The 24,636-nt window shown below is 67.8% G+C and carries 21 protein-coding genes, 1 tRNA gene and 1 pseudogene; 14 read left to right on the forward strand and 9 right to left on the reverse strand.

Features of this window, described 5'->3' with window-relative positions; all coding sequences use genetic code 11:
• Positions 1-118: 118 nt before the first annotated feature.
• A pseudogene (locus F2Q65_RS12335) lies at positions 119-238 on the forward strand (transporter substrate-binding protein); the annotation flags it as partial.
• A 69-nt stretch (positions 239-307) separates the two neighbouring features.
• Here F2Q65_RS12335 and F2Q65_RS12340 read toward each other — a convergent pair.
• Both F2Q65_RS12340 and F2Q65_RS12345 read right to left on the reverse strand, forming a co-directional pair.
• The gene (locus F2Q65_RS12340) at positions 308-712 is read right to left on the reverse strand and encodes a hypothetical protein (protein WP_150093723.1); all 405 of its coding nucleotides are present in this window, start codon (positions 710-712) and stop codon (positions 308-310) included.
• A complete protein-coding gene (locus F2Q65_RS12345; protein WP_150093724.1) occupies positions 709-2,046 on the reverse strand; it encodes an FGGY-family carbohydrate kinase in 1,338 nt (445 codons plus the stop codon). Before F2Q65_RS12345 ends, F2Q65_RS12340 begins: the two co-directional genes overlap by 4 nt.
• A gap of 209 nt (positions 2,047-2,255) precedes the next feature.
• Here F2Q65_RS12345 and F2Q65_RS12350 point away from each other — a divergent pair, with 209 nt between their 5' ends.
• Together F2Q65_RS12350 and waaA are read left to right on the forward strand one after the other, a co-directional pair.
• Complete coding sequence (locus F2Q65_RS12350) at positions 2,256-3,701, forward strand: ArnT family glycosyltransferase (protein ID WP_150093725.1); 1,446 nt, start codon at positions 2,256-2,258, stop codon at positions 3,699-3,701.
• A 66-nt stretch (positions 3,702-3,767) separates the two neighbouring features.
• Positions 3,768-5,099, forward strand: a complete 1,332-nt coding sequence (gene waaA, locus F2Q65_RS12355) for a lipid IV(A) 3-deoxy-D-manno-octulosonic acid transferase (protein WP_150093726.1) — start codon at positions 3,768-3,770, stop codon at positions 5,097-5,099.
• A 39-nt stretch (positions 5,100-5,138) separates the two neighbouring features.
• Here waaA and F2Q65_RS12360 read toward each other — a convergent pair whose 3' ends face one another.
• From F2Q65_RS12360 to rplU, 6 genes are all read right to left on the reverse strand, one after another.
• Entirely contained in the window at positions 5,139-5,717 is a 579-nt protein-coding gene (locus F2Q65_RS12360) for an isochorismatase family protein (RefSeq protein WP_150093727.1), read from the reverse strand.
• 63 nt (positions 5,718-5,780) lie between these two features.
• Positions 5,781-6,455 (reverse strand): protein-L-isoaspartate O-methyltransferase family protein, encoded by a 675-nt coding sequence (locus tag F2Q65_RS12365; RefSeq protein WP_150093728.1) that lies wholly within the window; start codon positions 6,453-6,455, stop codon positions 5,781-5,783.
• A gap of 127 nt (positions 6,456-6,582) precedes the next feature.
• Positions 6,583-7,707, reverse strand: a complete 1,125-nt coding sequence (proB, locus tag F2Q65_RS12370; RefSeq protein WP_150093729.1) for a glutamate 5-kinase — start codon at positions 7,705-7,707, stop codon at positions 6,583-6,585.
• Positions 7,708-7,719: 12 nt separating this feature from the next.
• Positions 7,720-8,796 carry an Obg family GTPase CgtA gene (gene cgtA / locus F2Q65_RS12375; RefSeq protein ID WP_150093730.1) on the reverse strand — a complete coding sequence of 359 codons (1,077 nt, stop codon included), beginning with the start codon at positions 8,794-8,796 and terminating at the stop codon, positions 7,720-7,722.
• 214 nt (positions 8,797-9,010) lie between these two features.
• On the reverse strand, positions 9,011-9,280 hold the full coding sequence (gene rpmA, locus F2Q65_RS12380; protein ID WP_150093731.1) for a 50S ribosomal protein L27: 270 nt from the start codon (positions 9,278-9,280) through the stop codon (positions 9,011-9,013).
• A 188-nt stretch (positions 9,281-9,468) separates the two neighbouring features.
• Positions 9,469-9,783 (reverse strand): 50S ribosomal protein L21, encoded by a 315-nt coding sequence (rplU, locus tag F2Q65_RS12385; protein ID WP_150093732.1) that lies wholly within the window; start codon positions 9,781-9,783, stop codon positions 9,469-9,471.
• Between the two features lie 235 nt (positions 9,784-10,018).
• Between rplU and F2Q65_RS12390 the strand changes: the two genes are divergently transcribed.
• The 3 genes from F2Q65_RS12390 (at position 10,019) to adk (ending at position 11,895) form a co-directional block, all read left to right on the forward strand.
• Positions 10,019-10,987: a polyprenyl synthetase family protein gene (locus F2Q65_RS12390; protein WP_150093770.1), complete on the forward strand. Its 969-nt coding sequence runs from the start codon at positions 10,019-10,021 to the stop codon at positions 10,985-10,987.
• 21 nt (positions 10,988-11,008) lie between these two features.
• Positions 11,009-11,085: transfer RNA gene (locus F2Q65_RS12395), tRNA-Pro, on the forward strand.
• A 153-nt stretch (positions 11,086-11,238) separates the two neighbouring features.
• Positions 11,239-11,895, forward strand: coding sequence for an adenylate kinase (gene adk / locus F2Q65_RS12400; protein WP_150093733.1), 657 nt, complete (start codon positions 11,239-11,241; stop codon positions 11,893-11,895).
• A gap of 57 nt (positions 11,896-11,952) precedes the next feature.
• Here the strand turns inward: adk and F2Q65_RS12405 are convergent, their stop codons facing one another.
• Positions 11,953-12,726, reverse strand: a complete 774-nt coding sequence (locus F2Q65_RS12405) for an IclR family transcriptional regulator (protein ID WP_150093734.1) — start codon at positions 12,724-12,726, stop codon at positions 11,953-11,955.
• Positions 12,727-13,039: 313 nt separating this feature from the next.
• Here F2Q65_RS12405 and F2Q65_RS12410 point away from each other — a divergent pair, with 313 nt between their 5' ends.
• The 8 genes from F2Q65_RS12410 to glcF all read left to right on the forward strand — a co-directional run bounded on the left by F2Q65_RS12410 (position 13,040) and on the right by glcF (position 24,568).
• Positions 13,040-15,298, forward strand: a complete 2,259-nt coding sequence (locus F2Q65_RS12410; protein WP_150093735.1) for a phosphoketolase family protein — start codon at positions 13,040-13,042, stop codon at positions 15,296-15,298.
• A gap of 15 nt (positions 15,299-15,313) precedes the next feature.
• Positions 15,314-16,696, forward strand: coding sequence for a four-carbon acid sugar kinase family protein (locus tag F2Q65_RS12415; protein ID WP_150093736.1), 1,383 nt, complete (start codon positions 15,314-15,316; stop codon positions 16,694-16,696).
• Between the two features lie 131 nt (positions 16,697-16,827).
• The gene (gene dctP, locus F2Q65_RS12420; RefSeq protein ID WP_150093737.1) at positions 16,828-18,024 is read left to right on the forward strand and encodes a TRAP transporter substrate-binding protein DctP; all 1,197 of its coding nucleotides are present in this window, start codon (positions 16,828-16,830) and stop codon (positions 18,022-18,024) included.
• Between the two features lie 103 nt (positions 18,025-18,127).
• Positions 18,128-18,874, forward strand: coding sequence for a TRAP transporter small permease subunit (locus F2Q65_RS12425; protein ID WP_150093738.1), 747 nt, complete (start codon positions 18,128-18,130; stop codon positions 18,872-18,874).
• The gene (locus tag F2Q65_RS12430; RefSeq protein WP_150093739.1) at positions 18,867-20,420 is read left to right on the forward strand and encodes a TRAP transporter large permease; all 1,554 of its coding nucleotides are present in this window, start codon (positions 18,867-18,869) and stop codon (positions 20,418-20,420) included. Before F2Q65_RS12425 ends, F2Q65_RS12430 begins: the two co-directional genes overlap by 8 nt.
• 29 nt (positions 20,421-20,449) lie before the next feature.
• Complete coding sequence (locus F2Q65_RS12435) at positions 20,450-21,934, forward strand: FAD-linked oxidase C-terminal domain-containing protein (RefSeq protein WP_150093740.1); 1,485 nt, start codon at positions 20,450-20,452, stop codon at positions 21,932-21,934.
• 255 nt (positions 21,935-22,189) lie between these two features.
• Positions 22,190-23,317: a glycolate oxidase subunit GlcE gene (gene glcE / locus F2Q65_RS12440; RefSeq protein ID WP_150093741.1), complete on the forward strand. Its 1,128-nt coding sequence runs from the start codon at positions 22,190-22,192 to the stop codon at positions 23,315-23,317.
• 12 nt (positions 23,318-23,329) lie between these two features.
• Positions 23,330-24,568, forward strand: a complete 1,239-nt coding sequence (gene glcF / locus F2Q65_RS12445) for a glycolate oxidase subunit GlcF (protein WP_150093742.1) — start codon at positions 23,330-23,332, stop codon at positions 24,566-24,568.
• Positions 24,569-24,636 lie beyond the last annotated feature (68 nt).

Genomic DNA, 24,636 nt, shown 5'->3' on the forward strand with positions numbered 1-24,636 from the left:
ACCGCAGCCACGGTCGGCCGGAACCCCCACCCCCACCCCCCACCGCCCACACTGGCGGATGCGCTTCGCTTATCCGCCCTACAGTGTTCACCTTGTTTTGGGCGCGTTCCTAAGACGATTCTACACCGGCGCCGCGCCCAATCAGCAGGCCATTCCGGCCGTCGACTATCTGACGAACGACCTTGGCGTGGAGCGCTGGGTGCTGGCGGGCACCGACTATGTCTATCCGCGCACTACCAAATCGGCTTCAAAACCATTGCGCGAAAACCGAAAGCCCGTTTGCAACAGGCCATGAGCAGGACTTTGCTCAGTTCGCCTCGGATTCCGACGCCGGGTCCGACGCCGGGTCCAGCTCCGACTCCGGGTCTGGGAGCAGCGTCAGGCGTGCCTCGGCGGTATGCCGGTCGATAGCCACCTGCAACTGGCAGTACTGCGGGCGGGCATCCGGGGGCGACGGGTCGTCGGCACAGCAACTGCCGGCCTCGACGCCGGTGAAGAACACGCCGATCCGGGCGCGGATGAGGTCTGTGTCCGCGGCGGTTCGCAGCACCATGACCTGGAAGCCCTGGTCGCCCACCCGGCTGCCGGCGGTGAGCCCGGCCTGCAAGGGCAGGGCGTGAATGTCAAGCTGCTCGATGTCCGCCTTCAGCGCCGCCTCGAAGCCCGGTGTCCCCCAGGCGGCGGTGGTGCGTAGCAGATGCAAGTCCGTCATGGTTGACCCCGCAGTGCCAGTAACGCGGCGCCGACGGCGGCGTCCTGCTCGGTTGCGACCACTACCGGGACCCCCAGCAGTCGCTGGCGCATGCGCAGCCAGGTGTGGTTGCGGGCGCCGCCACCAGTGGTGAGGATGCGTCGGGGCATCGGCGCCCCAAGCTCGGCCAGCCGCTGGTAGCCCATCTGTTCGATGCGGGCGATGCCCTCCAGCAGCCCCTGCAGGAAGCGTGCGTCGTCCGGCGGTCGGGGCGCGAGGCGCGGGGCCCGGTGCGGGTCGGCAAAGGGAAAGCGCTCCCCCGCTGCCGTCAGAGGGTAATAGTCCAGCCCGGACGCCGTGTCGGGGTCGATGCGCGCGCTCAGCGCCTGGATGCGCTCATCGGCAAAGTAGTGCCTCAGCACGGCGCCGCCGCTGTTGGACGCGCCTCCTGCCACCCAGTGCCGGCCCAGGCGGTGGCTGTAGACTCCGAACTCCGGGGCAGCGATCGGCCTGTCACCAAGGATCTTGAGCACCAGCGTGCTGCCCAGGCTGGTGACGGCGTCGCCGACCTGGCCGGCGCCTGCGGCAATGACCGCCGCGGTGCTATCGGTGGTGCCGGCGCAGACCGTCAGGTCGTGCGGCAGGCCGGTCTGGTCGATGATGCGGCGATGGATTCGGCCGAGTGGGCTGCCGGGCGGATGCACCCGGGGCAGTTGAACGCCGGACGGGACCAGCCCGCGCACCCAGCCCGGCCAGGTCTCGGTGTTCAGGTCGAAGCCCAGCTTCAGGGCGTTGTTCCAGTCGCTGTGTCCGCAGGCCCCCGCGTGCCGGTCCGGCAGATCCAGGGCGTCCGGCTGCTCCATCAGGCGGGCGCTGATCCAGTCCGCCTGGTGCAGCGCGAGGACCGGCGCCCGCGGCCAATGCCCCTCGGCCGAATGCCGCTGCGCCAGATACAGCAGCTTGGCCAGGCTGGAGCCCGGGCCGCGGGCGGCGGACGCCGGCGCGGCCACCTCGTCGATGCGCCGGGCCTGCTGGATGGCGCGGGCATCGTTGTACATCAGCGCCGGGCCCAGGGGGATGCCGTCGGGCCGGCTCAGCAGCAGCGTGGCCGACGTGGCATCGACGCAGAGCCGGCCCGGGCCGAGCCCGTGTGTGTGCGGCGCGACCTGTTGCAGCACCTGCAGGGTCGCCTCCAGCCAGAGGTGCGGGTCCTGTTCGACGCCGCCGTCCTGTCGTCGTACCGGGGCCGCCAGCGGCACCCGGGCCGCCCCCAGCCGGTTGCCGGCGGCATCCAGCACGACGGCGCGACAGCCCGAGGTGCCGAGGTCGATGCCGATGCTGAAAGCCGCTGTCATGTCTGTCACCGGTCCCATTGCGCTGTCCGGACTCGATGATACCGGGAACAGGACGACGGGATCCTGACAGCGGAGTGGACATGGATACGCCATGCCTTGATGTCGGGCAGTATCCGCTCGGTTTCTTGTTGACGACAAGCGGCAAGCCCATGAGTCGGTTGTGTTATATTTTCCGCTTTATCAACCGATGCCGATCAGGGGGTCATGCCATGTCGAATGCATCAGAGCCGAATCAATCCGCGTCGCCGGCCGGCGACGAACCGGCCCGCAGGTCAGGCATCTGGCTAGGGCTGCTTGCGCTGCTGTTTGCGCTGGCCTATGTGGTGCCCGGGCTCGTCGGTCACGGCCCCTGGGCGCCGGAGGCGGAGACGTTCGCCATGGTCCAGAACACCCTGGACGGCGGCGATCCGGTGGCACCGGTGCTGGACGGCAAGCCCAACGTGGAGACCCCGCCGCTGTACACCCTGACCGCGGTCGGTCTGGCCCATGCGCTGCGTGACTACCTGCCGGCGCATGATGCCGCGCGACTCGCCACCGGATTCTACCTGCTGATCGCGTTCGGCTTCACCGTGCTGATCGGCCGGGCGGCCTGGGGCGGTCGGGACGAGTCCGCCGGAACCATTGCCCTGCTGGTGCTGCTCGGCACCCTGGGGGTGCTCTACGGCGGACACCTGATGGGTACCGATGTGGCGCTGACCGCCGGCATTGCCATGGCCCTGTACGGACTCATCGCGGCCCCGTCGCGGGTACTCTTCGGCGGGCTCTGGCTCGGTACCGGCATCGGTCTGGCATTCATGGCCGAGGGGCTGTTCGGGCCGGCCATCCTGGTCGTCACGGCACTGCTGATGCCGCTGTTCAGCCATTGGCGGCGCGGGCGTTATCCGCGCGCGCTGCTGACTGCCGTGGTCTTCGCGGCCCCCTGGCTGCTGGTCTGGCCGGCCTACCTGTACCAGCGCGATCCGGCCCTGTTCGAGCTCTGGTTCTGGGGGCACAACATCGGACCCTACCTCGCCGGCATCGACTTCAGCGCCCCCCAGAGCGCCGACTACTGGCTGCGGACCGCACCGTGGCTGACCTTCCCGGCGGCGCTGCTGGCACTGCTGGCGCTGCTGTTCCGTCCGTATCCGGCGCTCACCAGCCCTGGCGTGCAGGCCTCGCTGGTCCTGTCGCTGGCTGGCTGGGCCGTGCTGGTGTTTTCCCCGGTGGCCACTGAACTGAGTGCCCTGCCGCTACTGGTTCCGCTGGCGGTAATCGGCGCCGGCGTGGTGCCGCGGCTGCCGGGTTGGGTGGTCAAGCCGCTGTACATGGTGGCGGTGCTGCTGTTTGCGGCAGCGGCCATTGGCCTGTGGGCGCTGTGGATCTGGATCATGCAGACCGGCCACCCGCCGCAACTGGATCTGCTCGCCGCGGTCATGCCCATGGACTACAGCTTCCAGTGGCAGCCCATCGCCTATGCGGCGGCGGCGATCTTCACCCTCGCCTGGTTCTGGATCGTCGTGCGCTACCGGCCGCCCGGTGCGGCGGCGCTGCTGGTCTGGCCCGCCGGCGTGGTGCTGCTGTGGGGACTGCTGACCCTGCTGCACCTGCCCTGGATCGACCTTGCCGAGCCGGAGCTTGCAGCCAACCTGAAGCAGTTGCTGTCGGCACTGCCGTAGCACCGGGGTTTCGGAGATGTCGCGCCGGACCTGCGTTTGCCTGAGACGCCAACCAGGCGAACGCCGGTGAGGCATCTCTACTCCGCGCTGCTGTGGCTGTTGCTGCCGGGTCTGCTGCTGCGCCTGCTGTGGCGCAGCCGCCGGGCGCCGGCCTACCGAGAGCGCTGGGGCGAGCGCCTGGGCCTGTTCCATCCGCCACCGCAACCCGTCGATGTCTGGCTCCATGCAGTGTCCGTCGGCGAGGTCCAGGCCGCGCAGCCGCTAATCCGCCACCTGCTGCGGGGCGGCTACTCAGTGCTGGTCACCACCACCACACCCACCGGCGCACGCCGGCTGCACGACCTGTTCGGCGATGCCGTCCAGCATCGCTACACCCCGTTCGATCTCGGCTGGGTCATGGGCCGCTTTCTCGGCGCTGCGCGGCCGCGACTGGTCCTGGTGATGGAGACCGAGATCTGGCCCAACATGCTCGCGGCCTGTGCTCGCCGCGGGGTCGATGTCATGCTCATCAACGCGCGACTGTCGGCGCGCTCAGCCCGCGGCTACGCCCGGGCGCCCCGTTTCAGCGCCGAGACCATGCAGCGGTTCGCATGTATCGCGGTGCAGGGGCCGGTGGATGCGGCGCGATTCCGCGCCCTGGGCGTTGCACCGGCGCGCATCGTCGTGACCGGCAGCATCAAGTTCGACGTGCAGCTGCCCGCCAGCCTCATGGACCGGGCGGAAGTGATGCGCCTGGGCTGGGGCAACCGGCCGGTCTGGGTCGCAGCCAGTACCCACGAGGGCGAGGAAGAGCCGTTGCTGGCGGCCCACGCCAGGGTGCGTCAGGCATATCCGAATGCGTTGCTGGTGCTGGTGCCGCGGCATCCGGAGCGCTTCGACCGGGTGGCGATGCTGGTGGCGCGCCAGGGGATGGGGCTGGCGCGCCGGAGCCTGGGTGAGCTTGGTGACGAACGCACGGCGGTGTTTCTGGGCGACACCATGGGCGAGCTGCCGGTCTTTCTGGCGGCGGCGGATGTGGCCTTCGTGGGCGGGAGCCTGATCCCCCATGGGGGACACAACCTGCTGGAGCCTGCGGCGGTGGGCGTGCCTGTGCTGATCGGGCCCCACAGCTTCAACTTTGCCGAGATCACGCGATTGCTGCTGGCGCGGCAGGCGGCCATGCAGGTGGCGGACGCCGATGCCCTGGCACAGGCCCTGACACGGCTGCTGGGGGATGCGGCGGAGCGGGCCCGTATCGGCGAGAACGGTCGCCGTGCGGTGGAGTCGAATCGAGGGGCGCTGGATAGGCTAATCGGGCTGGTGGATGCCCGGCTGGAGGAGGGCCGGTCGGCGGCTGCACCGGCGAGTACCGCCGAAGATACCGCCGGTGGCGTAGCCGCGGACCCTGGTCCTGACTGAACAGGGGGCTGATCGAAGCCCTGATTGAATCAGGGGCTTCTACTTGAACAGTCTGGAGACTTCGCGGAACCTGTCATTGGTCGAGTCGCCAATCCATTCGAAGGCGACGGACTCGGTGTTGGTGACCTGAATGCCGCAGTGGCGCATGCGGTCCAGCACGTTGAGCCGGTTTGCAGGATCGCGCGAGCAGATCGCGTCCGCCGGTACGAACACCTGATAGCCCCAACGCTGCAGGCCGGAGGCGGTCTGCACGATGCAGATGTGGGCCTCCATGCCTACCAGTACGACCTGCTTGCGCGCGGGCTGGCTGGTCAGGGCGCGTTCAAAGCCGGCGGCCGTGCAGCAGGAAAAGCTGGTCTTCTCGGTGGGCGTGGCGTTCTCCGGCAGCTCGTCGCGGATGTCTGCCAGGGTCTTGCCGAGCCCCTGGGGGTATTGCTCGGTGGAGATGACCGGGATGTCCAGGATCTTGGCGGCGTTGAGCAGCCGTTTCATGTTACCCACGGCGGTGGCCAGTTCGTCGGTGGGCATGGCCGCGGCAAGCCGTTCCTGCGCATCGATGATCAACAACTGGGACAAGCCGCCTTGGCATAGCGGCATCGGGGCTGGATGGGTGCTCATGGATCAGGACCTCACTCGACTCTGTTGTTATACCCGTAGGCTGTATTTTGCCGCCGCGTCCCTTCAGAAGACGAACTGTGATGGCGCGGGGGCGTTGTCCAGGGGGGCCACGGAGGTCTCGAACAGACTTTGCCGGCGGATCTCCGAGGCGCTGTGGATGCGGGTCTCAAGACAGGCGTGCATCAGCGGCGGCTCGCCGACGATGACGAACAGCCGGCCGCCGGGCTTCAGCTGCTCGCGCAGCATGGGCAGGGGCTCTTCGGTTGGCATGGAGGCGGTGACGGCGATGACGTCAAAGGGGCCGCCGGGCGCCGGGCCGGCCATGGCGTCGGCGGTGACCACCTCGGGGGGCGGATGGCCGATATGCAGGGCTTCGAGCCGCTTGCGTGCGCCTTCGGCGAGCTCGGGGTCGAGCTCGATGCTGGTCACCCGGCCGCCCAGACCGGCCAGGCAGGCGGTCACGTAACCGGTGCCGGTGCCGATCTCCAGCACCTTGTCACCGGCGCGCACCTGCAGGGCCTGCAGCAGGCGGCCGACCATCTTCGGCGACAGCATGTGGCTGTCCCTGCCGATGGGGATGTCGATGTCGGCGTAGGCCAGGGCGCGATAGGCGTCGGGCACGAACAGCTCGCGCTTGAGTTCGGACATGACCGTCAGCACAGAGGCGTCAAGTACGTCCCAGGGGCGAACCTGTTGCTCGATCATGTTGAAACGCGCGCGCTCAAGGGTCGAGTTCATGCCGCTGTTCACTCCAATACTTTGTCTCGAATTCAGTCAATAACCTGCGAAGGCTACGGCTTTCCGGTGCTCAAGGCAAGTGTATTGACGTCATGTCGACGGTGCGCGCACGGGTTCTGCGGTCTGTTTACAGCAGAACCAGGTTGTCGCGGTGGATGACCTCCTGGTCGTCGATGAAACCCAGGATGGATTCGAAGTCGCCGCTGTTGCGGCCCTGGATCAGCAGCATGTGCTGGGCATCGTAATTGACCAGGCCGCGGGCGATCTCGTGGTTGTGCCGATCGACGCAGGCCACCACCTCGCCGCGCTTGAACAGCCCATGCACCCCGGTCACGCCCACCGCCAGCAGGCTGCGGCCGTGCTCGCGCAGGGCACGCACGGCGCCGTCGTCCAGCGTGAGCCGGCCGCGCACGGCCAGGTGGCCGGCGAGCCATTGCTTGCGAGCGGCTTGGGGTTCCTGCACCGGGATCAGCAGGGTGCCGACCTGGGCGCCGCGCTCGATCCGTGCCAGGCTGTCGCTGCTGCGGCCCGGTGCGATGATGGTGGCGCAACCGGAGCGGGCGGCCAGTCGGGCGGCGCGCACCTTGGTGGTCATGCCGCCGGTGCCGAGTCCGCTGCGGCTGCCGCCGGCGATCTGGTCGAGACAGGGGTCGTCGATGCGCAGCTGGTCGATCAGCCGGGCCTGGGGGTTGAGGCGTGGATCGGCCTCGAATAGGCCGTCCTGATCCGTAAGCAGGATCAGCAGTTCCGCGTCGATGAGATTGGCCACCAGGGCGGCCAGGGTGTCGTTGTCGCCGAACCGCAGCTCGTCCGTGGCGACGGTGTCGTTTTCGTTCACCACCGGAATGACGCCCAGCGACAGCAGGGTGCGCAGGGCGCTGCGGGCATTCAGGTAGCGTTCGCGGTTGGCCAGGTCGTCACGGGTCAACAGCACCTGGGCGGTATGCAGGCCGCGGCCGGCAAAGGCGTCCTCGTAGGCGCGGATCAGACCCATCTGGCCGATGGCGGCGGCGGCCTGGAGCTCGTGCAGTGCCCGGGGCCGCCGGCGCCAGCCCATGCGGGCCATGCCCTGGGCGACGGCGCCGGACGATACCAGGACCAGGTGGTGGCCCTGCTTACGGCGTGCCGTCATCTGTTCCACCCAGGGTTCCAGCACGCCGGGATCCAGGCCGGCGCCGTCACGGGTGAGCAGGGCACTGCCGATCTTGATGACCCAGCGGCGGGTGTAGGGGATGCGTTCGCGGGAGAACATCGGCGTGGTGGATCAGTCCAGCGGATGCCAGTCGGCGTCGGAGTCTTCCGGGGTTGTCGATTCCGACCGCCAGGGATGGGGCAGTTGTTCCAGCCGCTGCATCAGGGCCTGGGCCAGGGCGTCGCTGCCGTCGCCGGTGACCGCCGACAGCATGAAGGTGGTGCCGTCCCAGCCGAGCTCCCGGCAGGTGGCATCACGTCGTTCTGCGGCCTCCTGCGGCGTCAGCAGGTCACATTTGTTGAATACCAGCCAGCGTTCCCTGTGCTCCAGCGCGGCGCCGAATGCGGCCAGTTCACGCTCGACGATGCGGACCTGTTCCGCCGGCGACGGGCTGCCTTCGGCGGGCGCGAAGTCCACCAGATGCAGCAGCAGCCGGGTCCGCGCCAGGTGTTTCAGGAAGCGGGTGCCCAGCCCGGCCCCCGCGGCGGCCCCTTCGATCAGGCCGGGGATGTCCGCCACCACAAAGCTCTGCCGCGGCCCGAGACTAACCACGCCCAGGTTGGGCTGCAGCGTGGTGAACGGGTAGTCCGCCACCTTCGGGCGTGCGCTGGAGAGGCGACGGATCAGGCTGGACTTGCCGGCGTTGGGCAGGCCAAGCAGGCCGACGTCCGCCAGCAACAGCAGCTCCAGTTCCAGCGTCCGCCGCTCACCGGGGGTGCCGGGTTTCGACTGGCGTGGCGCGCGGTTGGTGCTGGACTTGTAGCGGGCATTGCCAATGCCGTGGAAACCGCCCTTGGCAACCAGCAGGCGCTGCTCATGCACGAGCAGCTCGCCCAGGCGTTCGCCGGTGTCGGCGTCCCGGACGCAGGTGCCCAGCGGCACACGCACCAGTGCATCGGCGCCGGAACGGCCGGTCATGTTCCGGCCCATGCCGTTGTGACCGCGCTCGGCCCTGTGCTTGCGCCGGTGGCGAAAGTCCACCAGGGTGTTCAGGCTTTCGTCGCCGACCAGATAGACGCTGCCGCCGTCACCGCCGTCGCCGCCGTCCGGCCCCCCTTTGGGGATGAATTTCTCGCGGCGAAAGCTGACGCAGCCATTGCCGCCGTCACCGGCGATGACCTCGATTGTTGCCTCATCGACGAACTTCACGCTGCACGCTCCCGGCGCAAAAAGCCCCGCATCGGGGCGGGGCTTGGAGTCAAGGCTCAGATCGGCGGCCCCGGGCTGAAGGCCCAAACCGGCTGGTCGGACTGTCAGATCGGCGACTGGCGCCGCAAATTCACTGCCGGGGCTTCGGTTTCGGGCAACAGCCGCACCGAGCTGTTGCGTCTTCGGGCCGCCGGGCAGTCAGCCCGATGCTGCGTCAGGCCGTTGCGGTATCCGCAACGATATTGACGAACTTGCGGTTCCTGGGCCCCTTCACCTCGAACTGCACGACGCCGTCCTTTAGCGCGAACAGGGTGTGATCGCGACCGCAGCCGACGTTGGTGCCATTGTGGAAACGGGTGCCGCGCTGGCGCACGATGATGCTGCCGGCGCGGACCTGCTGGCCGCCGAACAGCTTGACGCCAAGTCGCTTGGATTCTGAATCGCGGCCGTTACGAGAACTGCCGCCTGCTTTCTTGTGTGCCATTGCGAGTTACCTCTGCTGGATTCTGATCGTCCTGACCTCGGCATGGGGAGTCGAGGCCGTCATCTGAATCTCGGTGTGTCGGGTCGGGGTCAGACGCAGCCGGGCCGGGTATGTGGCGCCGGGCAAGCGGTGCCGATCATGCGGCGCCGACCAATTGGTGCTGACTACATCAGCATTGACGACCTGGTTCAGGCGGCGGCGATGCCGGTGATCTTCAGCTCCGTGAACCACTGCCGGTGTCCCTGGCGCTTCATGTGATGCTTGCGCCGACGGAACTTGATGATCTTGACCTTGGCGTGACGGCCGTGGGCAGTGACCTCGGCGAGCACCTTGGAGCCGTCGAGGAACGGCTTGCCGAGGGTCACCCGATCGCCGTCGGCGATCATCAGCACCTTCGGCAGCTCGATGCTGGCGCCGGTCTCCGCGTCGATCTTCTCGACCCGCACTTTGTCGCCCTCGGCGACGCGGTACTGCTTACCGCCTGTCTCAATCACAGCGTACATGGATTCATTCCCTGCCTGAAAGTTGCCCGAATGCCGGCACCCGGGGATACTGGTCGCGTCCTGGCCGTACGCGCAGTGGGATTTGGCATCGGCCAAGGGATAAAAGACCCACTAGGATAGCGGTGCAGGACGTCCGGCGTCAATCCCGCGCTGACCTCCGATTGCGGTGGCGGGTTGACAGCCTGCGGCGGTGGCCACTAGCATGGCGGATTCCGTGAAGTTCGGCACCAAAGACATGGATTTAACCGCAATTCGGGCACCTGTCAGCGAAGACATACAGGCCGTCAACGCGCTGATTCTCGAGCGCCTGCAGTCCGATGTCGTGCTCATCAATCAGATCGGTCACTACATCGTCGGCAGTGGTGGCAAGCGGTTGCGTCCGCTGCTCGTGCTATTGGCGGCCCGCGCCTGCGGCTACGACGGCGTGGCGCACCGCGATCTGGCCGCCATCGTCGAGTTCATCCACACCGCCACCCTGCTGCACGACGACGTGGTGGATCGTTCCGAACTGCGCCGCAACCGCGATACCGCCAACGCAGTGTGGGGTAACGAGGCCAGCGTGCTGGTGGGCGACTTCCTCTACGCCCGCGCGTTCGAAATGATGGTGGACGTCGGCCTGATGCGGGTCATGGACGTGATGTCCCACGCCACCAGTCGCGTGGCCGAGGGCGAGGTGCTGCAGCTGCTGAACACGCACGATGCGGACACCGACGAGAAGCGCTACATGGAGGTGATCGCGCGCAAGACCGCGACCCTGTTCGAGGCCGGCGCCCGGCTCGGTGCCCTGGTGGCCGGCGTGCCGCGGGAGCTGGAAGACGCGGTCGCGGACTTCGGGCTGCACCTGGGCATTGCCTTCCAGCTGGTGGACGACGCGCTGGACTACGAGTCGGACTCCGCCACCATCGGCAAGCATATCGGTGACGACCTCGAAGAGGGCAAGCCGACACTGCCGGTGATTCGCGCCATGGCAGTGGGCGATGAAGCGCAGCGTCAGCGTCTGCGCGTCGCCATCGAGACCGGCGGGCGCGAACATCTCGACGATGTCGTTTCGGCCATTGTTTCCAGCGGCGCGATCGACTATACTGTGCAGCTTGCCAGGAAACACGCGGACCTGGCCAAGAATGCGCTGCAGCGATTGCCGGACAGTCCGGCGCGGCGTTCCATGGAGGCCACGGCAGACTTCGCGGTGGCACGCACCTACTGAGGTGCGATACAGGACCAACATCGGGGTGTAGCTCAGCCTGGTAGAGCACTACGTTCGGGACGTAGGGGCCGGAGGTTCGAATCCTCTCACCCCGACCAGCATTCTAGGCCGACATCGCTTGCGCGATGCCGGCCTTTTTCATTTGCCCTGCCTCGCCCACGGCCAACACTGACATGCGGAAATTGCTCCGCAGGTCTGGCTGTGGCAGCCTTGGCTACTCACGACTACTGACTAGAGCGAGGAATTCGAGCATGCGTGTCATTCTGCTTGGCGGCCCCGGAGCGGGCAAAGGTACTCAGGCGGGTCATATCAAGGAGCATTTCCAGATCCCGCAGATCTCCACCGGCGACATGTTGCGCGGGCACGTCAAGGCAGGCACCGAGCTTGGCAAGGCGGCAAAGAAGATCATGGATGAGGGCGGGCTCGTCTCCGACGACATCATCATGGGCATGGTCAAACAGCGCATCACCGAGGACGACTGCAAGAACGGCTTCCTGTTCGACGGCTTTCCGCGCACCCTGGCCCAGGCCGATGCGCTGAAGGCGGCGGGAGTGTATGTCGACGCCGTGGTGGAGATCGACGTGCCGGACGAGGAGATCATCCGGCGCATGTCGGGCCGCCGAGTCCATCTGGCATCCGGCAGGACCTACCACGTGGTGTTCAATCCGCCGAAGCAAGAGGGCAAGGACGATGTCACCGGCGAGCCCCTGATCCAGCGGGACGATGATCAGGAGGACACCGTCCGCGCCCGGCTGAAGGTCTACCACGAGCAGACCGAGCCGCTGATCGACTACTATTCCAGCTGGGCGGAGCAGGGCGGCGAAGGCGCACCACGCTACGTCAAGGTCAACGGCATCGGCGACGTCGGTGCGATCCGCGACAGCATCCTCTCCGGCCTCGGCGGCTGATTCCACGGCTGGACTGGCAACCGGCCCGGTCACGACCGGGCCGGGCAGGCGGTCTGCTCAGCCATCCTCCGCCTGCCAGCCCAACTGTTCCGAGATGCGTCGTCCGGCGGCCATCACCTCCTCGATCCACTCCAGCCGTCGTCGCTCGATCGGCGCAGACACCGACAGCCCGCCGGCGACGCGTCCGGTGCCGTCGTGCAGCAGCACGCCGATGCAGCCCACATCCAGTTCCGCCTCCTCGTTGTCCAGTCCGTAACCCTGCGCCAGGGCGCCGATGCATTCGTCCATCAGTCGCGGCAGTGTGGTGATGGTGTTGCGCGTGTAGGCGGGCAGGTTGGTACGTCGCGCATAGGCCTTTATACCCTCTTCCCCCGCCGCGCCCAGCATCAGCTTGCCCACCGCGGTGACATGCAGCGGCGCCCGCGAGCCCACCAGTTGCTGGACGTGGATCATGCGGTTCGGCGTCGCCTTGTCGATGTAGACCACTTCGTCTCCCTCGCGGATGGTCAGATTCACCGATTCCCCCAGTCGGTCGCGCAGCGCCTCCATCACCGGATGCGCAATGGCCCGCATGTCGACATCGCCATGCAGGCGCACGCCAAGCTGCAACAGCCGCAGGCCGAGCCGGTAACGGCCGGAGCCGTCACGTTCGACGAATCGGTTCTGGATCAGCGACGCCAGTATCCGGTGCGCGGTGGACGGGTGCAGCCCGGTCTCTGCGCCGAGCACCTTGAGACTGACCGGTTCCGGATACCGCGCCAGGGCGTCGAGCAAGGCCGCGGCGCGGTCGATGACCTGGATGCGGGCGGGTTCGGATGCGGCAGACGTCACGGCGGTATTCTCCGAAAAGTGGCCTCTTGTTTTTTTACATCATGAAACCTGTCGGGGCTGTTGTCGACCTCTATCCTGTCCGAGATCCGGGCAGGCAGCCTTCAGGTAGTGCAATTCAGGTGCATAGTGGCGGCTTTGCAGCGACGCCCAGCAACGCGGCAGCGGTGTCCAACAGTTTAGAGCCCGCTTTTCCGCATTATGAAACTCTTTGAGTATTGCGGAAATTTCTCCGGGCGCCTAGCTTAATGCCAACGCTCGGCGGCTGGCGCAGCCGGGTGACGGATTTCAGCCATCTTTACGGAGCACGCCGACCATGACCAGCAGCGCAACCGCCACCGCCATCCGCGACGACCTGGCCACCCAGATCCCCACCTTCTGCGAAGGCATGCTGCACTTCGGCGACCTGGCGCCGGAGCATGCCGAGCACGGCCGCGAGCCCGCCATCGCCGAGGGCGAGCACGCCATCCGCGACATCGACGCCGCCGCGGTCTATCAGACCCGGCTGGTGGCGGACGCATTGCGCTACACCACCCTGCAGTTGTGTGCGTCGAAGGAGTCCGGCCACCCCGGCGGCTTCGCCAGCGCGGCCGACGCCATGGCGGCGCTGATCATGCTCGGGCACACCAACCTCGTCACCGAGGTGGGGCATCACGCCCCCGGCTTCTACAGCACCATGTTCCTCGACGGCTCCCTGTCGGCCATGGGCATCGAGACCATGCATCACCTGCAGGCGCGCTTCCGCGAGCGCGACGGCCTGCTGGGGCACCTGTCCGGGGCCATTCCGGGTCTGCTGGCGCCGGCGGGTCCGCTGGGTCAGGGACAGCACTTCGCCATGGCCGGGGCCTACCTGCATCCGGGTACGCTGTTTCCGTGCACCATCGGCGACGGCGGTCTCGGCGAGCCCTACATCCTGTCGGCCATGAAGCACTTCCACACCAGCTTCCCGGAGGTGACCAACTTCCTGCCAGTGCTGGTCTGGAACGGCTTCAGCCAGGAGCACCACTCCATGGTGTCGCTGATGGACAACGCGCAGATGACCGCCTACTGGCAGGCGCACGACTTCCAGCGCGTGATCCTGATCGATGCCAAGGACTTCGACGATGCCGGCCAGGACGGGCCCTATGTCGACAGTACCCTGTTCAGCGACGGCGCCCGCAACGCCTTCACCCGCGCCGTGCTCGAGGGCATGCGTGAGGCGGCCGAGTCTGCCCTGGGGGGCACCCTGACGGCGGTCATCGTCAAGCAGCTCAAGGGCGCCGGCGTGCACGCCAGCGGGGCCAAGTCGCACAACCTGTATCCCGGCGACACGCCGAAGAAGGCCAGCATCGCCGCCGCGCTGGAACGCCGCGCCCTGGCGCCGGCCGCCTGGGAGTTGGTGCGCGCCAATCTCGGCCGGGCCGGTGGCGGCCCCGCGGGCGAGACGGTGGTGACCGAGCGCGAGCGTGCCCTGCCGGACATCGGCCGGCTGCCGACGCAGGATTACGCCGTCGGCGACAAGGCAGTGCCGGCCACGGCCATGGCCGAGATGGTCGCGGTGCTGGGTGAGCGGGACCCGAGCTTCCTGGTCACCAACGCCGACGGCAACGAGGCGTCGAACATGAAGGTGATCAACGAGCGGCTGCGCATCCGCCATCCCACGGAGGACTGGGTCTACAACCAGTCGCCGTCCGGCCAGGTCTACGAGCCCCTGAACGAGGATGCCTGTGCCGGACTCGCCGCCGGGCTGGCACTGTTCGGCGGCCGCTCGCTGTGGCTGTCCTACGAGAGCTTCGCCATCAACGGCTGGCCCATCGTGCAGACCGTGGGGCAGGCCATGGCCGAGCTGCGGCGCCGGACCCCGGCGGTGGTGTCGATGTTCACCGCCGGCGCGCTGGAGCAGGGCCGCAATGGCTGGACCCATCAGCGCCCGGAGATCGAGAACTACATCGGCGGCCAGATGCGCAATGGTAACGTCTACCTGCTCTATCCGGCGGATGCCAACATGATGCAGGCGGCCTACGGCTGGGCGGTGGAGCAGCACAACAAGTGCATCAGCATCGTCGCCAGCAAGTCCGCGCTGCCGGTGTACAGCACGCCGGAGCAGGCCTGGGAGGCCATCGATGAAGGGGCGACGATCCTTTACCAGACCCCGGCGGACCAGACCGGGCCCCAGGCGCGCCGGGTCGTTTTTGCCGTGACCGGCGACATGGTGCTGCTGCCGGTGTTCGAGGCCCGGGACCGGCTGGAGGCGGCCGGCCATGCGGTGCGCATTGTCGCCATCGCCAACCCGCGGCGGCTGTATCGTCCCGGCGACGTGGCCTGGCGGCACAGTGCCGAGGCAGACGGCCGCTTCATGGACGATGGCCGTTTCGCTGAACTGTTCGACGGTGACGCGCTGATCGGCGTCAGCGGCGGTGGCACCGTGGCGCTGGAACCGGTCCTGCTGCGCAGCAAGGCCGCCGCGCGGGATCTGTTCGGCTGGCAGCGCGGCGAGACCACCGCCAGTCCGGCGGAGATCATGGCCTTCAACGGCATCACCGCAGACAGCCTGGCCGAGCGGGCAACGGCCCTGCTCGGCGACGGCAAGAACTGACCTGGGGGTTTCCTGATGGAAACGAAAATCATCGCCATCGATGACGACCCCACGGGGTCGCAGACCGTGCATGGCTGCCTGCTGCTGACGCGCTGGGACCCGGACACCCTGGTCGAGGCCCTGCAGGATCCGTCGCCGCTGTTCTTCGTGCTCAGCAACACCCGCGGCATGGATGCGGAGGCGGCCGCGGCGGTCACCCGCGAGATCTGCGTCAACCTGCGCACGGCCCTGACCCGGGAGGCGGAGCGGGGACGGCCCGTGCAGCCGCTGATGGTCAGTCGCTCCGACAGCACCCTGCGCGGGCATTACCCGGTGGAAACGGATGTGATTGCCGAGGAACTGGGGCCCTTTGACGCCCATTTCCTGGTGCCGGCCTTCTTCGAGGGCGGACGGATCACCCGCGACGGCATGCACTACCTGCTGGTAGACGGTGAGCCAGTGCCGGTGCACGAAACGGAATTCGCCCGCGACTCGGTGTTCGGTTTTGGCACCGCCTTTCTGCCGGCCTATGTGGAGGAGAAGACCGGCGGGCGAATCCCGGTAGACGCGGTCGAGCGCTTTGGTCTCGCTGATGTGCGGGGCGACGTGCGGGCGCGGCTGCAGGGGCTGACTGGCAACCGCTGCTGCGTGGTCGACGCCGAGGAGCAGGCGGATCTGGACAACCTGTGCCGGCAGCTGCTGGCCGCCGCTGCGGCGGGCAAGCGCTTCCTGTTCCGCAGTGCGGCCAGTCTGCTGACCTCGCTGGCGGCGCTGCCGCCGCAGCCGGTGGCCGCCGGGGACATGGCGGCGTTCGTGCGCGGCGGGCGCCCCGGTGTGGTGCTCATGGGCTCCCATGTGGGCACCTCCAGCCGGCAGCTGGACACCCTGATCGCACAGACCGACGTGCTGTCGCTGGAGATCGATCTGCAACGGATGCTGGCCGATGAGGACGCCCTGCTGCGGGATCTCGCGAAGCGCGTGGGTGCGAGCGTCAGCGCCGGTCGTGGCGTGGTGCTCTACACCAGCCGCGGCGAGCGCCGATTCGACACCAAGGCCGAGCGGCTGGCCTTCGGCGACCGGGTGGCGGCGCTGCTGGTGCGCATCGTCCAGGGGCTGCCGCAGGACATCGGCTTCCTGATCAGCAAGGGCGGCATCACCTCCAACGACACCCTGAGCAAGGGCCTGGCCCTGCGCACCGCGCGGGTGCTCGGGCAGATTCGCGCCGGCTGCTCCGTGGTGCGTTGTCCGGAGGACCATCCGCGCCAGCCGTCGCTGCCGGTGGTCATCTTTCCTGGCAATGTCGGCGGCGACGAGGCGCTGGCGGAGACCTATCGCATCCTTGCGCGGGCGCCTGCCGCGGCGGCCGATCCGGTGCCGGTGGCAGCCGCCATGGCCGGCATGGGGGTGCTTGGCGCCTGATGGGCCAAGAACACCGGTGCGCATGGTGAAGCCTGCATTCGTCCCCAACTAACCCTGAGGCGCGCATGCCGCCGGGATGTTAGCGCATGACCGTGAGAGTCAGACGACCACGCTGGAGGAGACCAAAGCCGATGAAAAAGACAACGAGCGAGATAACAACCACCCACGATGCAGCCGCCGGGACTGCTGTTGCAGAAACCGGCGGAGTGACCGGCAACAGGCGCGACGCAGCGCCGGATGCCCGGCGCCGCGGGTTCCTGAAGACGGCGGCGGCCGTCGGCGCTACAACCCTGGTGGGCGCCCCGTTCATCCGCAACGCCGAGGCCGCCAAGGGCCATGTCTGGAAAGTGCAGACGGTGTGGGATGCGGGCACCACCGGCTACACCCTGTTCGAGGAATGGGCCAGGGGCCTGAAGGAACTCTCCGGCGGCGAGCTCGAGATGCAGCCATTCGCGGCCAAGTCGGTGGCCGCCGACAACAACGCCCTGTTCGATGCGGTGCGCAACGGTGTGCTGCAGGGCATGAATCCGTTCACGCTGTACTGGGCGGGGAAGATTCCGGCCTCGGTGTTCCTCAGCTCCTACCCGGCGGGGCCGGACCAGCCGATGCAGTGGGACACGATGTTCTACGGCCTGGGCATGCTGGACATGGCGCGCGAGATCTATCGCAAGAAGGGCCTTGTCTACGTGGCTCCGATCCAGCATGACGCCAACATCATCCACTCCAAGCGGCCGGTGAATTCCCTGGCGGACCTCAAGGGCATGAAGATCCGCGTACCGGGCGGCATGGTCGCCGAGGTGTTCCAGAAGTTCGGCGTCTCCACGGTGTCGTTGCCGGGGTCGGACATCTTCCCGGCGCTGGAGAAGGGCACCATCGACGCGGCCGATTACGTCGGCCCGGCGGTGAACTGGGACCTGGGCTTCGCGCAGGTGGCCAAGTACATCCTGTTCGGTCCGCCGGGCACCATGTCCATCTACCAGCCGGTGGACCTGATGGACCTGACCGTCAACGTCCGCGCCTGGGACCGCCTCGGGCCGAGGATGCAGGGCTTTGTCGAGGAGCAGGTGCACAACTATTCCCTGCGCCACTACACCGCGATCCAGAAACGCAACATGGAGGCCATGGACAAGTTCCTGGAGGCCGGCAGCGTGGTCAGCCGCCTCAGCGGCGAGGACGTGATGGAATTCCGTCGCGCGGCGATCCCGATCTGGTTCAACTGGGCGAACAAGGACGAAGATGCCCGGCGCGTCTTCGATCTGCAGCTCGCCTACATGAAGAACGACATCATGGGCTATGTCAGCGAGGCGGACCTGAAAGGGCTAAGCTGATACCCGAGGGCGCTGATTCCCGGGGACGCTGATTCCCGGGGACATTCCTGAGTGTGGGTGATACCGGTCCGGGCGCGTCCGCCCGGACCGGCGGGAGGCGAACATGTCCGACTTGCAGGGCTTCGGCTTCGTGCTGCCGCACTGGGCCTACTGGGGCTGGCTGATGCTGATGCCGCCGGTCTTGATGCTGTGGTCTGCCCGCAGCGAGCGCCGATCCGCCGGGGGGCGATCCGGGCGCCAACCCGGAACGGCGGGCGCGGACCCGCTGGAGGCGGTGCACGAGGAAGACCCGACGGTGGCGTTCGCGGGCAATCGCTTCACCCGCGCCATCGACTGGGTGTCGGAGCAGTCCGGCCTGTTCGTGGCCTTCTGGACCATCAACGCCGTGGTCGCCTACTTCTACGAGGTGGTGGCGCGCTACCTGTTCAATGCCCCCACGATCTGGGCCCATGAGGGCGCCTACCTGCTGTTCGGCATGCAGTACCTGGTGGCCGGCGGCTACGCCCTGCTGCACGGCGCCCATGTGCGGGTGGACGTGCTCTATGCCAAGCTGCCGCCGCGGGGTCGCGTCGGCATGGACATCTTCACCTCCGTCTTCTTCTTCATCTTCGCGCTGGCGCTGCTGGGCACCGGCTGGACCTTCTTCCTCGACTCCTATCAGATGCAGGAGATCACGGTGGAGACCTGGGGAATCCAGCACTGGCCGGTGAAGGCGGTCATGGTGCTCGGCGCCGTGTTGTTGCTGCTGGCGGGCATCTCGCGGCTGACCAAGGACATCCTGCTCTACCGCCAGCTGGGTCGGCAACCGGGCCGATCGGCTCCGTCGCCGGGAGGTGCGTCCCATGACTGAACCGGCCGTCGACCAGGGCGCCACTGCAGGCGCACCACCCCCCCGCCACGGCGCCCCCTGGGGCACCTGGCTGCTGATCGCCGTCTCCGCCGCGCTGGTGCTGGTGGTGCTGGTGGAACTGGTGAACATCCTGTTCTACGACCCCTACGGCGATCAGTACTTCCTGTTCCGCCTGTCGGGCATCCTCTACGACACCGACATCGGTACGCTGACGCTGATCATGTTCGGCAGCCTGTTCGTGCTGCTGATGATGGGACTGCCGCTGGCCTTCGTCACCGGCGGCCTCGGGGCGGTGTTCATCTACCTGGTGGGCGATGCCTACATGCTGAACATCATCCCCACGCGCATCTTCCCGATGATGACCAATTCGGACCTGGCCGCCATCCCGCTGTTCATCTTCATGGCGGCCATGCTGGAGCGCGCCGGACTCATCGACGAGATGTTCGACGTGGTCTATCAGTGGATGGGCGGTTTGCGCGGCGGCCTGGCGGCAGCCACCATCCTGGCAGCCACCATCCTGGCGGCCATGGTCGGCGTCATTGGCGCGGCGGTGGTCACCATGGGCCTGATCGCGCTGCCGGCCATGCTCAAGCGCAACTACGACCAGCAGATCGCGCTGGGCTCCATCATGGCCGGCGGCACCCTCGGCATCCTGATCCCGCCATCCATCCTCGCCATCCTGTACGCCGTGGTGGCGCAGCAGTCGGTGGGCGAACTCTACCTGGGCGCGGTGGTGCCCGGCCTGCTGCTATCGGGCCTGTACATTGCCTATGTGCTGCTACGCGCCTGGCTGCAACCGTCCCTGGGGCCGGCGCTGCCGGTGGAGGAGCGGCTCGGTCTCGTCGGCAAGCTGAAACTGCTGCCCAAGCTGATCGCGCCCATCGCCCTGGTGGTGCTGGTGCTGGGACTGCTGTTCGCCGGCATCGCCACCCCGGTGGAGGCCGCGGGCATCGGCTCCTTCGGTGCCATCCTGGTGGCTGTCATGCATGGTCGCTTCGACCTGCTGGCGCTCAAGGAGGCCTCGGTGACCACGGTCAAGGCGTCGTCGATGGTGCTGTGGATCATCTTCGGCGCGTCGATCTTCGTCGGCTTCTACATCCTGCAGGGCGGGCAGCAGTTCATCACCGAGACCATCCTCAGCACCGGCCTGTCCTCCTACGGCGTGCTGTTCCTGATGATGGTGCTGCTGGTGATCCTGGGCATGTTCCTCGACTGGGTGGGCATCCTGCTGCTGGCGGTGCCGATCTTCGTGCCCATCATCAAGTCGCTGACCTTCGACGGGCTGTTCGGCCTGCCGCCGGTGCCCGGCGACCAGGTGGCGCTGTGGTTCGGTGTGCTATACCTGATCAACATGCAGATGTCGTTCCTGAGCCCGCCGTTCGGCTATGCGCTGTTCTACATCAAGGGCGTCTGTCCGCCGGAGGTCACCATGGCCACCATCTTCCGCTCGTCGCTGGCCTTCCTGGCCCTGCAGACGCTTGGACTGGTGCTGTGCGTGCTGCTGCCGGGGCTGATCCTGTGGCTGCCCGACCTGGTCTACGGATAGACACCGATTGCGCGGAGGTGATGCAAACCATGCCAAGAATCCCGGACGAACGCCCGCTGAGCCCGCAGCCGGGCATCATCGATGAACTGCGGCGTCGGCTGCCGACTGCCAGCGTGCTGTCGACGCCGGCTGAGCTGGCGCCCTACGAGTGCGACGGGCTCACTGCCTTTCGCCAGCGGCCGATGGTGGTGGTGCTGCCGGAGACCGTGGAGCAGGTGCAGACCGTGCTGCGCCTGTGCCATGCGGCGCGGGTGCCAGTGGTGGCGCGGGGCGCGGGCACCGGGCTGTCCGGCGGCGCGCTGCCGCTGGAGGACGGCGTGCTGCTGTCCCTGGCCAGGTTCAACCGCATCCTGCACATCGACCCCGACAATGGCACTGCGCGGGTGCAGCCCGGCGTGCGCAATCTGGCCATCACCGAGGCCGCCGCCGCCCACGGGCTGTACTATGCGCCGGACCCGTCGTCGCAGATTGCCTGCTCCATCGGCGGCAACGTGGCGGAGAATTCCGGTGGCGTGCATTGCCTGAAGTACGGGCTGACGGTGCACAACATCCTGCGCCTGACGCTGATCGGCATCGACGGCGAGCTGTTCGAGGTGGGTGCCGAGGCGCTGGACTCGCCGGGCCTGGACCTGCTGGCGCTGATGACCGGCTCCGAGGGCATGCTGGCGGTGATCGTGGAGATCACGGTAAAGCTGCTGCCCCGGCCAGAGCGCGCCCAGGGCCTGCTGGCGGCCTTCGACAGTGTCGAGCGGGCCGGCGCGGCGGTGGCCCGGCTGATCGCCTCCGGCATCACCCCGGCGGGCCTGGAGATGATGGACAACCCCGCCATCCGTGCCGCCGAGGCCTTCGTCCACGCCGGCTATCCGGAGGACGCCGCCGCCGTGCTGATCTGCGAGCTGGACGGCTTCAATGCCGAGGTCTCGTTCGAGGTCATGCGCGTGCGCGAGCTGCTGCTGGACGCCGGCGCCACCGAGGTGCGCACCGCCCGCGATGACGCCGAGCGGCTGAATTTCTGGAAGGGGCGCAAGGCGGCCTTTCCGGCCGTCGGCCGGCTGTCGCCGGATTATTACTGCATGGACGGCACCATCCCCCGGCGGGAGCTGGCCACGGTGCTGAAGCGCATCGAGGCCCTCTCCGAACACTACGGCCTGCGGGTGGCAAACGTCTTCCATGCCGGCGACGGCAACCTGCATCCGCTGATCCTGTACGACGCGAATGTGCCCGGCGAGCTGGACAAGGCTGAGGATTTCGGCGGCGACATCCTGGAGCTGTGCGTGCAGGTGGGCGGCACCGTGACCGGCGAGCACGGCGTCGGCGTGGAAAAGCTGAACCAGATGTGTGTGCAGTTCGACAGCGACGAGCTGACACAGATGCATGCGGTGAAGGCCGCGTTCGACCCCCACGGGCTGCTGAATCCGGGCAAGGCGGTGCCGACCCTGCACCGCTGTGCGGAATTCGGCGCCATGCACGTGCATCACGGCGAGCTCAAGTTTCCCGAGTTGCCCAGGTTCTGATCAATAGCCAGACCGCTATTGGAGACGCTGATTGATTGGCCTCCTGGCCAAAAATCAGCACGCGATTCGAAAACGCGGTTTCCGAATTGCTTCATGTTCAGTGGCTTCTGCCACTGGATATGGCGGGGCTTCCTGCCCCGCACGGGAAGCGCCGAATAAATCAGCGCTTCCTACAGGGATCGATATCCAAAAGAACATCAGCAACCGCGACTTTGTGGCCGGAACCGGATCGGCCAAGGCACTGAACCGAATACCATGACCGACATCTCCGAACACGACGCCGAACAGGCGCTGATCGAGCAGGTGCTCGCCGCTGCTGATGCCGGCACGCCGCTGTGCATCCGCGGCGGCGGCAGCAAGGACTTCTACGGCAACCCCGCGCGGGCGTCGCGTACGCTGGACTGCGCCACCCATCGCGGCGTGGTCGCCTACGAGCCCAGCGAACTGGCCATCACCGTCCGCGCCGGCACGCCGCTGGCCGACGTTGAGGCCCTGCTGCAGGCCAACGGCCAGCAATTTCCGTTCGAGCCGCCGCACTTCGGCCCCGCGGCCACCATCGGCGGCATGGTCGCCGCCGGCCTGTCCGGGCCACGCCGACCCTATGCCGCGTCGGTGCGCGATGCGGTGCTGGGTGTTCGGTTGCTGAACGGCCGGGGGCAGGCCCTGGGCTTCGGTGGGCGGGTGATGAAGAACGTCGCCGGTTACGACCTGTCCCGGCTCATGGCCGGGTCCCTGGGTGTGCTGGGGGTGTTGCTGGAGGTGTCGCTGAAGGTGAGCCCGGCGCCGGTAGGACGCATGACGCTGGTGCAGGAGCAGAGTCTTTCCGGCGCCCTGGCGCTGATGCGGCGCTGGGCCCGACGCTCGCTGCCGGTCACCGCCACCGCCTGGAGCGGCGGGCGGCTGTCTGTGCGGATCTGTGGCAGCGAGGACGCCCTGGCGGAGTCGCACCGACTGATCGGCGGTCTGCCGCTGCCGGATGCGGACCGCTTCTGGCAGGACCTGCGCGAGCAGCGGCTGGACTTCTTTGCCGGCGAGGCGCCGCTGTGGCGCCTGTCGCTGCCACCGGCGACGCCTCTGGAGTGTCTCGATGCGGTCTGCGCCGGCGATGATCCGGGCGCTGACCAGCTGGTGGAGTGGGGCGGCGCCCAGCGCTGGCTACGGGGCGATCTGCCGGCGGATGGGCTGCGCGCGGCGGCCACCGCCGCTGGCGGTCACGCGACCCTGTTTCGCGCCGGTGCTGACCAGGCGGCCCCTGCCGCGATCCCTGTCGGCGGCGTGTTCACACCGTTGCAGCCGGTGGTGTTGCGGCTGCACCGCAACCTGAAGCAGGCCTTCGATCCCGCCGGCCTGTTCAATCCCGGCCGGCTCTATCCGGAGTTCTGAGCGAGTGGCGCCATGCAGACCAACCTGATCCAGTCCCTGCGTGATACCGCCGACGGCCGCGAGGCGGACCGCATCCTGCGCAGTTGCGTCCATTGCGGCTTCTGTACCGCCACCTGCCCGACCTACCAGCTTTTGGGCGACGAGCTGGACGGTCCCCGCGGGCGCATCTATCAGATCAAGAACCTGCTGGAGGGCGAGGCGCCCACGCGCCAGGTGCAGGCCCACCTCGACCGCTGTCTGACCTGCCTGAACTGCGAGACCACCTGTCCGTCGGGCGTGGACTACCATCGGTTGCTGGACATCGGTCGCGAGCGGGTGGAGCAGCAGGTGCGCCGACCCTTGCCGGAGCGCCTTTTGCGCTGGCTGTTGCGCCAGATCGTGCCCTATCCGCGGCGGTTCCGGCCGCTGCTGGGCCTGGGTCTGCGCCTGCGGCCACTGCTGCCGTCGCGGGTGCGCGAGAAGCTGCCTGCTTCGTCCACGTCTGATCCAGGCAGGGTCGGCAGCTGCCCGCATCCGCGCCAGGTCATCCTGCTGGAGAACTGCGTCGAGCCATCCCTGACTCCCGGCGTCGTCACCGCCACCCTGCGCGTGCTGGACGCGCTGGGTATCCAGGCGCTGCGCCCGGGCGGCGGTTGCTGCGGTGCCGTGAGCCAGCACCTGTCGGCGCCGGAGCAGGCGCGGGCGTTCATGCGCCGCAACATCGACGCCTGGTGGCCGGCCATCGAGGCCGGCGCCGAGGCCATCCTGATCACCGCCAGCGGCTGCGGCGCCATGGTCAAGGAGTACGGCTGGCACCTGCGTGACGACCCCCGCTATGCGGCGCGGGCAGAGCGGGTGTCTGCCCTGGCCTGCGATCTGAGCGAGCTGCTGTCGGCGAAGGACCTGGCGCGGCTGCCGAACCCGGTGCAGCGCGGTGTACCGGCGCGCATCGCCTTTCATCCGCCATGCACGCTGCAGCATGGCCAGCGGCTGATGGGCCGGGTGGAGGCCCTGCTGCGCGGTGTCGGCTTCGAGTTGCTGCCGGTAGCGGACAGCCACAGCTGCTGCGGCTCCGCCGGCACCTACTCGATCCTGCAGCCGCGGCTCGCCGGCCGCCTGCGCCGGCAGCGGCTCGACGCCCTGCAGCAGCAGGGTCCGGCCCTGATCGCCACCGCCAACGTCGGCTGCCAGACACACCTGCAGGCCGGCGCCGACGTGCCCGTGGTGCACTGGATCGAACTGTTCGATCCGCAGCGGGATGCAGTGCGCTAGCGGGTGGCAGCGATCAGCTGACATCCGCCAGCCGCCAATTGCCAGCCGCCAATTGCCAGCCGTCAGTT

It is taken from the genome of Thiohalocapsa marina (genome assembly GCF_008632335.1).
Lineage (GTDB): Bacteria > Pseudomonadota > Gammaproteobacteria > Chromatiales > Chromatiaceae > Thiohalocapsa > Thiohalocapsa marina.